The sequence below is a fragment of the Paenibacillus helianthi genome, assembly GCF_001909055.1.
GTDB lineage: Bacteria > Bacillota > Bacilli > Paenibacillales > Paenibacillaceae > Paenibacillus_AQ > Paenibacillus_AQ helianthi.
Window position 1 is genome coordinate 411308 of record NZ_LVWI01000002.1, and the last position, 14791, is coordinate 426098.

Annotated in this window: 12 protein-coding genes; all 12 read right to left on the reverse strand. The window is 51.6% G+C overall.

Annotation, left to right across the window (positions count from 1 at the left end; translation table 11 throughout):
* Positions 1-72: 72 nt before the first annotated feature.
* The 12 genes from ftsZ to A3844_RS04615 all read right to left on the reverse strand — a co-directional run bounded on the left by ftsZ (position 73) and on the right by A3844_RS04615 (position 14736).
* Positions 73-1182, reverse strand: coding sequence for a cell division protein FtsZ (ftsZ, locus tag A3844_RS04560; protein WP_074085646.1), 1110 nt, complete (start codon positions 1180-1182; stop codon positions 73-75).
* 63 nt (positions 1183-1245) lie between these two features.
* Entirely contained in the window at positions 1246-2511 is a 1266-nt protein-coding gene (ftsA, locus tag A3844_RS04565; protein ID WP_074085647.1) for a cell division protein FtsA, read from the reverse strand.
* Positions 2498-2680 carry a hypothetical protein gene (locus A3844_RS32675; protein WP_074085648.1) on the reverse strand — a complete coding sequence of 61 codons (183 nt, stop codon included), beginning with the start codon at positions 2678-2680 and terminating at the stop codon, positions 2498-2500. The genes ftsA and A3844_RS32675 overlap by 14 nt, the downstream gene beginning before the upstream one ends.
* A 176-nt stretch (positions 2681-2856) precedes the next feature.
* A complete protein-coding gene (locus tag A3844_RS04575; RefSeq protein ID WP_074106740.1) occupies positions 2857-3621 on the reverse strand; it encodes a cell division protein FtsQ/DivIB in 765 nt (254 codons plus the stop codon).
* A gap of 65 nt (positions 3622-3686) precedes the next feature.
* Positions 3687-4970, reverse strand: coding sequence for a UDP-N-acetylglucosamine 1-carboxyvinyltransferase (murA, locus tag A3844_RS04580; RefSeq protein ID WP_074085650.1), 1284 nt, complete (start codon positions 4968-4970; stop codon positions 3687-3689).
* A 219-nt stretch (positions 4971-5189) separates the two neighbouring features.
* Positions 5190-6305 (reverse strand): undecaprenyldiphospho-muramoylpentapeptide beta-N-acetylglucosaminyltransferase, encoded by a 1116-nt coding sequence (gene murG / locus A3844_RS04585; RefSeq protein ID WP_074085651.1) that lies wholly within the window; start codon positions 6303-6305, stop codon positions 5190-5192.
* 5 nt (positions 6306-6310) lie between these two features.
* A complete protein-coding gene (spoVE, locus tag A3844_RS04590; protein WP_074085652.1) occupies positions 6311-7408 on the reverse strand; it encodes a stage V sporulation protein E in 1098 nt (365 codons plus the stop codon).
* A gap of 49 nt (positions 7409-7457) precedes the next feature.
* Entirely contained in the window at positions 7458-8876 is a 1419-nt protein-coding gene (gene murD, locus A3844_RS04595) for a UDP-N-acetylmuramoyl-L-alanine--D-glutamate ligase (RefSeq protein ID WP_074085653.1), read from the reverse strand.
* A 3-nt stretch (positions 8877-8879) separates the two neighbouring features.
* Positions 8880-9845 carry a phospho-N-acetylmuramoyl-pentapeptide-transferase gene (gene mraY, locus A3844_RS04600; protein WP_074085654.1) on the reverse strand — a complete coding sequence of 322 codons (966 nt, stop codon included), beginning with the start codon at positions 9843-9845 and terminating at the stop codon, positions 8880-8882.
* A gap of 14 nt (positions 9846-9859) precedes the next feature.
* Positions 9860-11275 (reverse strand): UDP-N-acetylmuramoyl-tripeptide--D-alanyl-D-alanine ligase, encoded by a 1416-nt coding sequence (locus A3844_RS04605; RefSeq protein WP_074106741.1) that lies wholly within the window; start codon positions 11273-11275, stop codon positions 9860-9862.
* Positions 11272-12759, reverse strand: coding sequence for a UDP-N-acetylmuramoyl-L-alanyl-D-glutamate--2,6-diaminopimelate ligase (locus A3844_RS04610; RefSeq protein ID WP_074106742.1), 1488 nt, complete (start codon positions 12757-12759; stop codon positions 11272-11274). The genes A3844_RS04605 and A3844_RS04610 overlap by 4 nt, the downstream gene beginning before the upstream one ends.
* Positions 12760-12807: 48 nt before the next feature.
* A complete protein-coding gene (locus A3844_RS04615; protein ID WP_074106743.1) occupies positions 12808-14736 on the reverse strand; it encodes a stage V sporulation protein D in 1929 nt (642 codons plus the stop codon).
* Positions 14737-14791 lie beyond the last annotated feature (55 nt).

Genomic DNA, 14791 nt, shown 5'->3' on the forward strand with positions numbered 1-14791 from the left:
AACACCGTATCCGGCCATAGCAATCTGCTATCCGGATACGGTGCTTCCGTAAACGTGTATGTGTCTCTTTGTCTAATCGTTGTTGCCGCGTGTGCGGTTGCGCAGGAACGTCGGGATGTCGAGCTGGTCAGAGGTTGTCTGATTGCCAAAAGGACGCAGGTTGGCGTTCTTGTCAGCGGCAGGCTCACTGCTAGTTGCCGGGCGTCGGTTAGGCGCAACAGGGGATGCCTTATGTTCAAAGCCGGTAGCAATCACCGTAACTTTAATTTCATCCTTCATACTCTCCTCAATCATGGCCCCGAAAATCATATTGACTTCAGGATCAGAAGCGAAATTCACAATCTCGGCAGCTTCGTTGACTTCATACAAGGAGAGGTTCGAACCGCCAGTAATATTCATGATTATGCCGCGCGCACCTTCAATAGAAGTTTCGAGCAGTGGGCTCATAATGGCTTTGCGGGCCGCTTCCGAGGCACGGTTCTCACCGGTGGCAATTCCGATGCCCATCAATGCCGAACCGCGTTCTGTCATAATCGTCTTCACATCGGCAAAGTCAAGGTTGATCAGACCCGGAACGGCAATAAGATCGGAGATCCCTTGCACCGCTTGCCGGAGCACGTTGTCCGCTTCGCGGAAGGCTTCCAGCATCGGTGTTTTCTTGTCGACAATTTCAAGCAACCGGTCATTCGGAATGACGATAAGGGTATCTACCTTTTCCTTCAACGCTTCAATACCAAATTCTGCCTGGTTGGAACGTTTTCTTCCTTCAAAAGTAAACGGACGCGTCACAACGCCAACCGTCAGCGCTCCGCATTCTCTGGCAATTTCAGCAATTACAGGTGCAGCCCCTGTACCTGTACCGCCACCCATGCCCGCGGTCACAAATACCATATCTGCACCCTTGAGCGTATTGGAAATCAGATCGCGGGATTCTTCGGCCGCTTTCTTGCCAACCTCTGGATTGGCGCCAGCGCCTAGTCCACGGGTAAGCTTATCCCCGATTTGCAGTTTATGCTCCGATTTGGCCATATGCAGCGCTTGGGCATCTGTATTAACCGTGATGAATTCAACACCCTGAACGCCATTTTCAATCATCCGGTTGACAGCATTGCTTCCGCCGCCGCCAACGCCGATGACTTTTATTTGCGCCAAGCTCCCCATTTCAAAATCAAATTCCAACATATTGTTCCATCTCCCCCTAGAATAGTGCTTGGATGGCCGGTCCAAGTATATCTGGACTTACACTTATATGAACTCGCTGAACATATTCTTAAGACGTTCCACCAAACCGGGCTTCTTCCCGGTATCTTGGCTTGGAACGGCGTTCTGCTTGTTTCGGTTGACCGTTTTCTTATTGCCGTTTCCTCCGCCACTGTTGCGTCCCCGGTAACTGCGGACAACATTGTGCAGGATGCCTACACCACCGGTGAAACCAGGGTCCCGGACACCGATATAATCAGGCACAGCTATGCGTACGGAGGCAGATAGTTCAGTTTGCGCCACCTTCAGAACACCAGGCATGGATACAGTTCCACCCGTAAGTATATAACCTCCGGGAAGCTCCGTGTAACCAAGCCGTTTCACTTCTTGGCGGATCAGATGAAAAATCTCCTGCACTCTTGGCTCGATAATTGCAGCCAAATCTTCCTGGTTGAACTCTTTTTCAACATTGCTTCCGATACGTAACACCTTGAATACTACATCCGAAGCGGCATCATCAACCCAAGCGCAGCCATACTTCAGCTTGACCTTCTCTGCCTGGTCTGTAAGTGTCCGAAGTCCGTAAGCAATATCATTCGTTACAAATTCTCCGCCGATCGGAATCGTGGATGTTGCACAAAGGGAACCCTCTTCATATACGGCTATCGTAGTTGAACCTGCACCGATGTCTACCAGTACAGCGCCCATTGATTTCTCATCTTTGGAAAGCGCCAATCCACCGGCTCCAAGAGACATCAGCACAAGATCTTTAACTTTCAGTCCTGATTTCTCTACACAGCGAAGCAGATTATGTATTGGCGTTTTGGCTCCGGTAATGATCGTTGCCTCAACTTCCAGACGGACACCGATCATTCCGCGCGGATCCTGGATACCTTCAAGACCGTCTACGATATATTGTTTGGCGACAACATCAATCACTTCGCGTTCAGGAGGCAGTGCGATAACTTCCGCAGCTTTAATTACCCGGTCAATGTCATCCTCACCAATTTCACGGTCCTCATTCTGAACGGCTACAACACCGTGACTGGACTGCAGTCCGATATGATTGCCGGATATGCCGACGTAGACCTCGGAAATCTGGATGCCTACCATTTGCTCCGCATGGTCTACCGCACTTTTGATCGATTGGACAGTCTGGTCGATATCGACTATCGCACCTTTCCGTATTCCTTCTGAATCAGCAGATCCAACGCCAATAATATTAAAGGTTCCATTGGTAACTTCCCCAATTATAGCCCGAACTTTGGATGTACCGATGTCCAAACTAACAATGATGTCATTGTTGCTCAAGCTCTATGGCACCTCCTGTTATGATCAAAATAGATGGTGAAGCCAGTAAAACAGTTTGCTCCCGGTCCCGGGAAACTTCTCTGTACATATTCAACATACCTAATCCTTTCCCTCTTTTTTCTACAAATTTTTTGAGTGGAATAATATAACAAGCATTCCGCATAAACATAGATGCTTTCCTAAAACCATGAAACTAGAAGACTATAAAGTTAAAATAAGTGTATTCAAGAAGCATCATCCATATTTACGGCATTAGTTCAAAAAATCCGGAGAAAAAAGAGGGATCCAGCTTATTGCCCGTAAATCCGATTGTAGCATTTTTCCCGCTCTATTAGTAGGGACTATTTACTCTTGTGTGTCTGCTTTGTCCTCATTTGTTTCTTGTGGAGCTTGAAACGGAACATATGAATCGGCTTCCAGCATCTTAATCAGTCCGGGCTCCTCGGTCTCAATGACCTGATTCAAATATTCCACCTTATCCTTAAGCAGAGAAATCGCCGTTATGACTTCAAAATGCGAACGTGTATAAAGCTTAATCCGGTCCGGAAAGGATAGCGTCGGTGAAGGTACGATCTCGGAGATATCACCGGTCAATTCATTGGGAATGCTGGCGAGCACTTGGCACAGCTTGGCCTTATAAGGGTCCTTAGCGTCCCAGCCTGTCAGAATAGGCTTCTCCACCGCAATTCCGGACTCATTCACGCCTACAGCCGCCCCGCTGGACAGAATGGCTTCAAGCTCACCGGACGGGTCCAATTCATAAGCAACTGCAGGATATTCCTTGATAGTAATGGTAACCGTGCCAGGGAAACTTTTGCTTACCGAAGCCTCCTGGATGGTCTTAAGCTCCTTCAGGGAATTCTTCACTGAAGTCTTAGAGACGGCAAAGAACTGTCCTCCGACCGAAAGCCCGCTTTGGGATATCAGCTCTTCCCGGGTCGTGTACTTATTACCCTGAAAGTGAATCTCTGTAATACGGCTGAGCGACGAACGGAAAAAAATCACAGCCAGCAGCGCAATAAACAGCAGCAGCAGGATCATTGTGACCTTCCGGCTCATTTTTTTGCTTGGCTTGTCCTCTTTAAGCAGAGGTAAACGGGTTTTAGGCATTCTCATATCTCCGTAATAAGGCCCTGTCTCCTTCCCTCGCGTGAAGCCGAAGGAGACAGGGAGCTTTAATTGGCCAAATCTAACGGACCCGGCACAGGTACTTTGCGGCTGATGCGTGCTCCAAGCTTCTGGAACAGCTTCTCAATGCCATCATATCCGCGGTCAATATGGTGCGCCTGCTCAACTACCGTAGTACCTTGAGCTGCGAGTCCAGCGATCACCAGGGCAGCCCCTGCCCTCAGGTCGGTAGCTTCTACCGTAGCTCCGTATAACCTCTGCACCCCGCGTATGAATGCACGGTTCAGATCAATAGAGATATCCGCCCCCATACGGGCCATTTCCTCTACATGCTTGAAGCGTCCCTCGAATACAGTCTCTTTGATCACACTGAATCCGTCGGCCAGTGACAGCAGTACCATCACTTGAGACTGCAAGTCTGTGGGAAAGGAAGGGTAAGGAGATGTTACGATTCTCTCTACCGCACGGGGACGTCCCATACAGCTGATATTAATTATATCATTGCACACTGTAATTTGAACACCAGCCCGTCTGAGCACATGAATAAGCGAGGTTAAATGCCCGGCATTCGTATGGGTCAATGTCACATTTCCACGTGTCGCAGCCGCTGCGATCATCACTGTACCGGCTACAATCCGGTCCGGGATCACCTCGTAGCTGCAGGGTTGCAGTTTTTTGACCCCTTGAATCGTAATCGTATCGGTACCTGCGCCTATGATCTGAGCACCCATTTTGTTCAGATAATTCTGAAGATCCTGAATTTCAGGTTCTCTGGCTGCGCCCGATATCGTTGTAGTGCCTTCAGCCATGGCAGCCGCCATCATAATATTCTCCGTCGCTCCGACACTCGGATAATCCAGATGAATATCGCTTCCCGTCAGCTTGGCAGCCCGGCAGGAGATCCGTCCGTTAACTTCCTCAATCTCCGCACCAAGCTGTTTGAGCCCCTGGAGGTGAAGGTCAATCTTGCGTTCACCGATCGCACAGCCTCCCGGCTGGTAAATCGTCACCTCGCCAAATCTGCATAACAGCGGCCCCATCAGAAAAATTGAGGATCTCATCTGCCGCATCAGATCCTCTGGAACATGGGATGTATCCACAGACGAAGTATCCATCGTTACTGTATCGTCCTCGTGAGTGCAACTGCACCCCAGCCGTTCCAGAATGTGCAGCATTGTCTCAATGTCCAGCAGCTTCGGCACATTATGCAGTGAGTGAACTCCTTCGGCAAGCAGGCTAGCCGCCAGAATCGGCAGTGCCGCATTTTTTGCTCCATGGATACGTATGGTGCCTGACAGGGGGGTTCCGCCCTCAATCACCAATTTGTCCAATGTATCACCTCCGAGATTACCGCTCACCCACCACAAGCACTTCCTGTACAAAAATCAATTACGGTCAGGAAAAGCTGTCCGTGTCCGCATTTCATGGACCGGAAGTGCTCTGGGTGATAGTCACGATTATAGGATTATCCTATGTTCGTGCCCTCGGGTGTGTGACAGTGAAGACCAATAACAGGAAGCGTCTTCCAGCCTGCTGGAAGCAAGTCTCCACTACGACTTCCGCATTGCGGCCAGCCTGCGCAGCTCGCTAACGACAAGTGCCGCAGAATCCCTTTTGCCTAAACGCCGCGAGGCTTCAGACATTTGCTTGCGAACGGACTCCACACTGATAATTTTCTGTACAGCCTCCATCAGTGTCTGGCCGTTCAAATCCTTCTCAAGCAGCACGACAGATGCCCCTTCACGTTCCAATTGTCTTGCATTCGCCTCCTGGTGATTATTCGTCACGTTAGGGGACGGGATTAAAACAGAGGGAATACCTAGTGCTGTAATTTCAGCCAGAAATGAAGCGCCTGCCCGGTTCACAATAAGAGAAGTACAAGCCAGCACCTCAGGCATATTATGGATGTAAGGGAGAAGATGCAGCCAATTCGGCACGCCCCCCAGCTTTTCGCGCAGAGCTTTGCGGGTTTCTTCGAAATAGGACTCACCAGTTACATATACATAATGAACACCATTACCCTTACCCACAAATGGAGCCATCTCAATCATAGCCTGATTTATGGCTCTTGCTCCGCCGCTGCCGCCGACCATCAGAACCACCGTACTGCCCTCAGGAATACCGAGTGAAGCAAAGCCGCGCTGGGGGTTCGCAGTGGTTACAGTGGTCGCCCGGGGATTCCCGGTATAGATTACATGTTTCCCGCCGGGAAACGCCGACTCCGTTCCTTCAAAGCTAACGGCAACCGTATCGGCATAACGGCTGAGAAAACGGTTCGTCAGCCCCGGTATCGCGTTCTGCTCATGAATAAGGGTAGGAATGCCAAGTTTGGAGGCCGCATAAACCACCGGTCCGCATACGTAACCGCCGGTGCCGATCACGACATCCGGCTTAAATTCCCTGAGCATTGCCTTGGAGGCTTTGACCCCTTTCAGAAAACGCATCACAGTCTTCACATTGTCCATAGATAGCTTGCGGCGGAAACCTGTGATATCAATCGATTTGAACGGAAGATTCTCTTGCGGAACCAGCTTGCTCTCCAGCCCACGCTTTCCGCCAATATACAGAAAAGCCGAGCCTTCTTCTTCCGCTTCCAGTTGCCTTGCAACAGCGACAGCAGGATAGATATGTCCGCCTGTGCCGCCGCCGCTTAATACGATACGCATGTCTTTCACCTCGCATAACGGGATAGGTTGAGTAAAATGCCGAGTGCTGTGAGCATTAGGGTCAGCGATGATCCCCCATAGCTGATTAGCGGAAGCGTGATGCCTGTAACCGGCATTAGGCCGATGACAACGCCAATGTTGATGATGACCTGGACGGCTACCATACAGACGATGCCTACCGCCAAATAACTGCCGAACCGGTCGGGCAGACTCATTGCCACCTTCATCCCCCTCCAGATCAGAATCAGGAATAGGACCAGTACAATCAGCCCACCAATGAAACCAAGCTCCTCGGCCAAAATGGAAAAAATAAAATCGGTCTGCGGCTCCGGCACATAGCTGTACTTTTGCCGGCTCATGCCAAGTCCCAGACCGCCAAGGCCGCCGGGGCCAATTGCATAGAGCGATTGGATAATCTGATAGCCCTTCCCTAGCGGATCGGACCACGGGTCCAGAAATGCTGTAATCCGCTGCAGACGGTAGGGAGCTGCAGCAACCAGCGCGGCAAACCCAACGACTCCCAAAAAGCCCAGGGAGAGCAGGTGCTTCATACGCGCTCCGGCAGTAAAAATCATCATGAGGGCAGCTCCGAACATGACGGTGCCTGTCCCCAGATCCGGCTGGAGCATAATAAGGGCAAATGCGGAGCCGATCAGTGCGAGCGGGGGCAGCAACCCTTTTGTGAAGGCAGAGATATCATAATCATCCTTTCCCAGCCAATTGGCGAGAAAGAGGATCATCCCCATTTTCATGAATTCGGAAGGCTGAATCCCGAAAGAGCTGATGCCGAGCCAGCTTCGGGCTCCGCCGCGCACAACGCCGATACCGGGGATCAGCACCATGACAAGCAGAATGAAGCAGAGTATCAACGCGGGTCTGGCAAATCTCTTCAGCACCAGATAATCGGTGTTCGCGGTAACGAACATTGCGCCAAGCCCAAGCCCCGCAAACAACAGCTGCCTTTTGACAAAATAAAACGAATCGCCATAATTGCGGAAGCCCAAAACAGAACCTGCGCTGTAAACCATCACCATGCCGATTAACAGCAGGGACAGAATAGCCATAAGTATCCAGATATCGGGCGCATGACGGGATTTGTTCATCAGGAGCACACCTCTTGCATCTGTAGTAGGGGCTTATCCACCCCCCTACTTAAAGGTTATGCACCGCCTCTTTAAAAATACGCCCGCGCTCCTCATAGGATGTAAACATATCCCAACTGGCGCAGGCAGGAGACAGGAGAACAATATCCCCCGCTTCCGCCAGAGCGGAAGCCTCCCGCACGGCCTTTTGCAGCACGGCGGCGGCGCTCTCCCCATTATCGACGGAGATGATGCGCTTTACTCCTGCCATGCCTGCGACGGCCGCGAGCTTGTCCTTGGTCTGTCCGAGCGCTACAAGCGCTTTGACCCCGCCGAGGACAGGCAATAGCTCCATATAATCGGAACCGCGGTCGAGTCCGCCGGCAATCAGAACAACCGGCTTCCGGAAGGAGGCCAGCGCCATTGAGGTGGCTTTGGAGTTGGTGGCTTTGGAGTTGTTGTAATAAGCGGCTCCGGCTTTATCTGCTACATATTCCAGCCGGTGCTCGACACCTCTGAAATTTGCCAGCACTTCGGCAAGTCCGGCAGGGTCTGCACCTGCGGCGATTGCAATCCCGCAGGCAGCCAGGGCGTTCTCCACATTGAAGCGGCCCGGCAGTCCGATAGTATCAACGTCGGCAATTTCTGTCTCACTCTCGGAGTAATCCCGATAGACAATTACCCGCTTGAGATCATCTTCGGTACCCTGGACAAATGAAGGACGGACAAAGACACCCTGAACCAGCTCTTCAGTCATTGAAAAGGGCAAGATTCCTGCTTTGATATAAGGCACTAGCTCTCTACAGACAGGGTCATCCCAGTTCAGCACCGCTGTGTCGCTTGGCCCTTGTCGCTCAAACAGCTTAGCCTTGGAAGCAATATAATCCTCCATACCGCCATGATAGTCCAGATGGGTCTCTGCCACATTCAGCAGACAGCCTATCTTAGGGCGGAACTCTTTAGTACCTTTGAGTTGAAAGCTGCTAAGCTCGACTACCATCCAATTGTCATCATGAGCCTCCTGTGCGGCCTGACAGAGCGGTGTGCCGATGTTCCCGGCCACAATAGGGTTCATTCCCGCAGCGTCCAGCATACGCCCCACCCAGGTGGTTGTCGTCGTCTTGCCGTTAGAACCGGTGATACCAATCATAGGTGCTGCGCAAAGGTGGTACGCCACCTCCACCTCAGTCACTACCTCGATACCCAGCTCCATTGCTTTTTGCACCGGAGGTACGGAATAGGGAATTCCCGGATTCTTCACTAGCAGGCTCACGCCCGGATGAATTAATCCCTCCGGGTGACCTCCGCATATAACAGAAATTCCCAAAGATTCCAGTTCGGAAGCTTCGGGACTTTGATCTCTTTCTTTTTTGTCATTGACCGTTACAACGGCGCCGTGCTCATGCAGCACCTTGGCCACCTGAACACCGCTTTTGGCAAGGCCCAGGACGACCACTTCTTCACCTCGGTATTCATCCGGATGCTTCATTCTTTACAACCCCTTGCTTAAGATTAGTCCTACTGCCGCCAGCACCAGGCTCACCGCCCAGAAGGAGACAACTACCCGCCATTCCGACCAGCCGCCAAGCTCAAAATGATGATGGATCGGGCTCATGCGGAAAATGCGTTTGCCGCGGGTTTTAAATGAGGCCACCTGCAGCACGACAGATAGCATCTCAATGACGAATACACCGCCGATGACAACAAAAAGCAGCTCGCTTTTGGTAACAATGGCAATCGCACCAATGGCTCCACCAATGCCGAAGGATCCGAAATCGCCCATAAATACCTTTGCCGGATGTGCATTGAAAACGAGAAAGCCAAGTACCGCCCCGATCATTGCCGCCGCACAAACACCTGCCGCAATCGAGGTAGCCTGCATTGCTACTACGGCAAAAGCAGCTAGGGCAATCGCACTGACGCCCGACAGCAGCCCATCTACTCCATCGGTAAAATTCACTGCATTCGTTACAGCCATCATCATAATGATAATGAACGGATAGTAAAACCAGCTTCCCCAATCAAAGCTGATCGAAGTTCCCGGGATGCTGATTCCAGTATTGTGCCCGGCATTAATCAGAAGCCCGCACATTACGGCACCTACCAGCAGCTGCCCCAGTAATTTTTGGCGCGGTGTCAGTCCCAGTGAACGCTTGAACGCAATTTTGATATAATCGTCCAGGAAGCCGATCAGCCCATAGCCGAGCGTAGCTACCAAGAGGACATAGAAGTCTGAGTCTACAACCGAAAATTTCAAAAAAGACAACGTGAATGCCACCATAATGATAATTCCGCCCATCGTAGGCGTTCCGGCTTTTTTTAAGTGAGTCTGAGGTCCGTCATCACGAACCTGCTGTCCAAATTTCATCCTCCGCAGAAGCGGAATGAAGAGCGGAGCGGCAATGACCGCAAGGATAAAGGATACAGCAATAGTCAGCAGAAGTAATTGATAATCCATGGGTACACCCCCTCCTATTTGTTTGGATCCGTCTGAGAATGCTCATTCAAGCTGTGCAGCACTTCCTCAAGGCGCATTCCCCTTGAAGCTTTGAAGAGTACAACATCTTTGGGATCGATTCTATTAAGCAAGGCCGCTGTAAGCTCCTTTTTATCCATAAAAGCAAATACGCGTTCAGATCCAAACCGCTCCTCTGCCTTCTTGGCGATATGTGCAGAAAGTGGTCCATAGGTAAAGACCAGATCCGTTAAGGATGGATCCAGGTAAGCACCGATCTCCTGATGGAAAAGCGCCTCATCCGGCCCAAGTTCCAGCATGTCCCCCAGCACAGCGATTTTTTTGCCGCTGCATTTCATGCCTTGAAGCACATCAATGGCTGCTCTCATAGAAGTTGGACTGGCATTATAGGCGTCATTCAGCATAGTAAGCCCCGAAGCTGCCAGCATCATTTCAATCCGCATCCCGGTCAGTTTAAGCTTGCTGAGGCCTTCTGCGATGCTGTCTTCGGATACGCTGTAGTGGCGGGCAACCACCAGCGCAGCCAAAGCGTTAACCACATTATGCCGGCCCGGCAGCGGCAGCGTGAAGGCGCGCTGCGCATACAGATGGGAAGTGAAGGTCATCCCCCCGATATGGGTCATCATTCCAGAAGGATAATCATCATTGTCAGCGTTCAAGCCAAAGCGGAAGCCTTTCATTCCCTCCGGTGTATGAAAGGCGGGCTCTGCCATAACTTCGGAGAGCAACGGCTCGTCACCGTTATAAACCAGGAGACCTCCCGGCTTCAGTCCTTCGGCAATTTCCAGCTTGGCCCGGGCAATTTCCTTGCGGGACCCAAGCTGCAGCAAATGGGACTCGCCCACATTGGTAATAACGGCCACATCCGGCGGCGCTAAAGAGGCAAGAAGTGCAATCTCTCCCCGCGAGCTCATCCCCATCTCCAGCACAGCGATCTGAATATCCTCACTCATGGAGAGAATCGTCAGCGGCAGACCGATATGGTTGTTGAAGTTTCCTGCAGTTTTATGGACTTTGTATTGTCCCTCCAGCAGGGCTGTAATCATATCCTTCGTAGTTGTCTTTCCGTTGCTGCCGGTGACGGCGACCACCTGCGGAGCAATTTGGCACAAATATGTGGAAGACAGCTTCTGCAATGCAGCAAGAGTATCATCCACCAGGATCACGCCGTCCCCTGCAGGGGCAGCTCCCCTATCCCTCTGCCACAAGGTAGCGGCGGCACCCGCCGCCAAAGATGCGGCACTGTAGTCATGCCCGTCAAAATGTTCCCCAACCAGCGGAACGAAAAGACAGGCAGGCGTAATTTTGCGGGAGTCGGTAACGACTCCCGCAATTCTCTTATCCATATCGTAAGCGGAGGACAGTTCTCCCCCACACATGGCAGCGATGTTTCGCAGCGTTCTTGTAATCAATAGCTTCGGCCCCTTATAACTTCTTTGGCAACGACGCGGTCATCGAAATCATGAACCACTCCGCCGATCAGTTGATAGGTCTCGTGACCTTTCCCCGCAATCAATACTACATCGCTGGGGCTTGCCATTTCAATAGCTTTTCTAATCGCTTCCCTACGGTCTACAATCATTTCATAGTGGTCCTGTGCCACTCCATCCTCCTGCAACCCTGCTTCAATATCCCGAAGGATAAGGAGGGGATCCTCAGTGCGGGGGTTATCGGAGGTTACGAAGACATGGTCGCTGTATTTCGCAGCAATTTTGCCCATCAGCGGGCGTTTGGTCGTGTCTCTGTCTCCACCGCAGCCGAAGACGGTAAGAACCTTGCCGGAAGCAAACTCACATACCGCCCGCAGCACATTTTCCAACCCATCCGGTGTGTGGGCGTAGTCTACGATTACCGCGAAGTCCTGGCCCTCATCCACTGACTCCACACGCCCAGCCACACCTGCTACAGACTCAAGACTGGCCTTGATATCCGCAAGCGGAATATCCTCCAACAGCGCTGCAGTGATCGCAGCCAGCGCATTATACACATTGAACTTGCCTACCATACGCAATGAGATGTCAGCCTCTCCCTTAAACGTATCTACATGGAAAAAAGTTCCTTTGGAGGTGATGGAAATTTGCGAAGCCCGGACATTCGCTGGAGTATCGATGCCGTATGTAATCACCTCTGCGGCAGTCTGTGCAGCAAAATAAGTGCTTGCCTCGTCATCCGCATTCAGCACAGCATATTTGCGTTCTTCCTTCCATGGTGAGATCATATTTCCCATCCGGGAAAAGAACAGCCCTTTAGCCGCCCTGTACTCTTCCATCGTATGATGATAATCCAGATGATCCTGAGTCAGATTGGTAAATATGGCCGTCCGGAAATCCGTCCCCTTTACCCGTCCCTGCTCCAAGGCATGCGAGGAAACCTCCATCACACAGCACTGCACGCCTTTCTGAACCATATCCTGTAGCGTACGCTGCAGCTCAAGGGATTCCTGCGTCGTACCGGAAGCGGGATAGGTCTGTCCGTCATATCTCAGCTGAATGGTTCCAATCAGCCCTGTCTTAACATTCTGGTCCTGCATAATACGCTCTATCAGATAGGTGGTCGTTGTTTTTCCATTCGTGCCGGTCACACCGATCATTCTCATCCGGCTGCTCGGTGAACCAAAAAAGGCATTGGACAATACAGCCATTGCAAACCGGCAGTCATCCACTACGATCTGAGGCAAATCGATCTCCAGCTTCCGCTCACAGACCAGGGCAGAAGCTCCGTTCGCGGCTGCCTGAGGAGCGAATTCATGCCCATCCACCGTAAACCCCGGCAGGCAGATGAACAAATCGCCGGGCTTGACACGGCGCGAATCCGCCTGGAGTCCCGTTATTTCCGTCTCCCCATCTCCATGTACCCGCGAAGCCGCGAGACAAGATGATAATTCATATACTTTCATAGCCATCCCTCACTCTGCATTTTTCGGAATAGAAGACGTCATCAAACATTATTTCCCATTTTCAGCGCCCATATATATCCGGATCGTCGAACCCTGCTCGACTCTGGCCCCCGCTTTTGGTGCCTGATTAATTACGGTATTGCCTGTTCCGGAACGGGCGAGTGTAAAGTTCATGTTCAGATCCTCATAAATATCCTGTACGGTAGCCCCTGTAAGATCAGGAACTGTCACAATAGGAGTTTCACCGTATTTATAGGTTTTGGGAAGCTGATCTTTACGTTCTGGAACCTTCATGTAATGGAGGGAATCCTCCAGGATATTCTGCACGATTGGAGCTGCCACAACACCACCGAACTGAATGCCCTTAGGATTATCCACCGCTGTGTACACTACGATCTGCGGATCATCCGCAGGTGCAAAGCCTATAAACGATACAATATGCTCTGTAGGAGAATACCGGCCGTTAATTACCTTTTGTGCCGTCCCTGTCTTGCCTCCCACACGGTAGCCGTCAATAAAAGCCGGCCGGCCCGTGCCTTTGGCAACCACGCTCTCAAGGGCAGCGCGCACCTTCTTCGAGGTTTCCTCTGAGATGACCTGACGCACCATCTCCGGCTGCACTTCCGAAACGGTCTCCCCTGTATCGGGATTGATCCAGGCCTTGGCGACATGCGGCGTGTAGAGCTTGCCGCCGTTGATGGCTGCCGAGACAGCGGTTATCTGCTGAATCGGCGTGACGGACACCCCTTGGCCAAAAGCCGTGGTCGCCAGCTCCACGGGTCCCACCTGCGCAGGCTTAAAGAGGATTCCGCTTGCTTCACCATTCAGATCAATACCGGTCTTGGCGCCAAATCCAAAATCACGGATATATTTGAATAAGGTATCTTTACCGAGCCGCTGTCCCAGCGCTACAAAGCCCGGATTGCAGGAGTTCTCTACCACCTCCAGGAAAGTCTCGCTACCATGCCCGCCCTTTTTCCAGCAACGCAGCTTGGCCCCGCCCACCTCGATATAGCCGGGATCAAAAAAGTGGTCATTCTGTAAATCCACTTTGCCTTCCTGGAGCGCAGCGGCCAAGGTAATAATTTTGAAAGTGGAGCCCGGTTCGTAAGTCATCCAGATGGGCAGATTCCGGTTGTAGACCTCAGCATCATATTCCTTGTAGGCTCCAGGCTCAAATCCAGGTCTGCTGGCCATGGCCAGAATTTCGCCATTCTTCGGGTTCATAGCTATAGCCCAACTGCCCTGTGCCTGATACTTCACCATGGCTTGATCCAGCTCGCGTTCCATTATGGACTGGATCTGCTTGTCTATCGTCAGTTTCAGTTTAAGGCCGTCCTGAGGAGCTGAATACTTTTCCGAAGAACCCGGCATCAGCCGGCCTCCGGCATCAGACAAATAGGAAATATCCCCTGCGCTGCCCTGGAGCAGCTTGTCGTATATGCTTTCCACCCCGGTAATGCCTTGATTGTCAATACCGGTGAAGCCCAGAATATGCGCAGCCAAATCTCCGTAAGGGTAAAACCGTTTGTTATCCTCGGCCACAACGATGCCCGGCAGCTGCAAATCACGGATGCTCGCAGCCAGCTCCATCGTAATTTTGCGGCCGCCGGGCTGTAACTTCACCGATGACTGACTTTTGGACAAGAGAGTCACCAGCTTCATCTCGCTCATGCCGAGCAGTGGAGCCAGCGTCTGTGCTGTCTTTTGCTTCTCCTTCACCTGTACAGGAACTGCATACACAGTCGGCGAGCTGATATTATAAGCCAGTGCTTTCCCTTCCCGGTCCAATATTTCACCGCGTTTGGCGGTAAAAGGAATATTGCGGCGCCACTGGCTTTCCGCTTTGGCACTCAGTTTTTCTCCTTCGGACAGCTGGACATACGCCAGACGTATAGCCAGCGCACCAAATAACAAGGCCAATCCCAGCAGCGTCCACAGCATTCTCCTACGAGTTACGACTTTCGAAACCTTCATTCCGTCCCCCCGCTTTCGCTGTTCTAGACATGAGCTCTTATCTTCATGACTATTC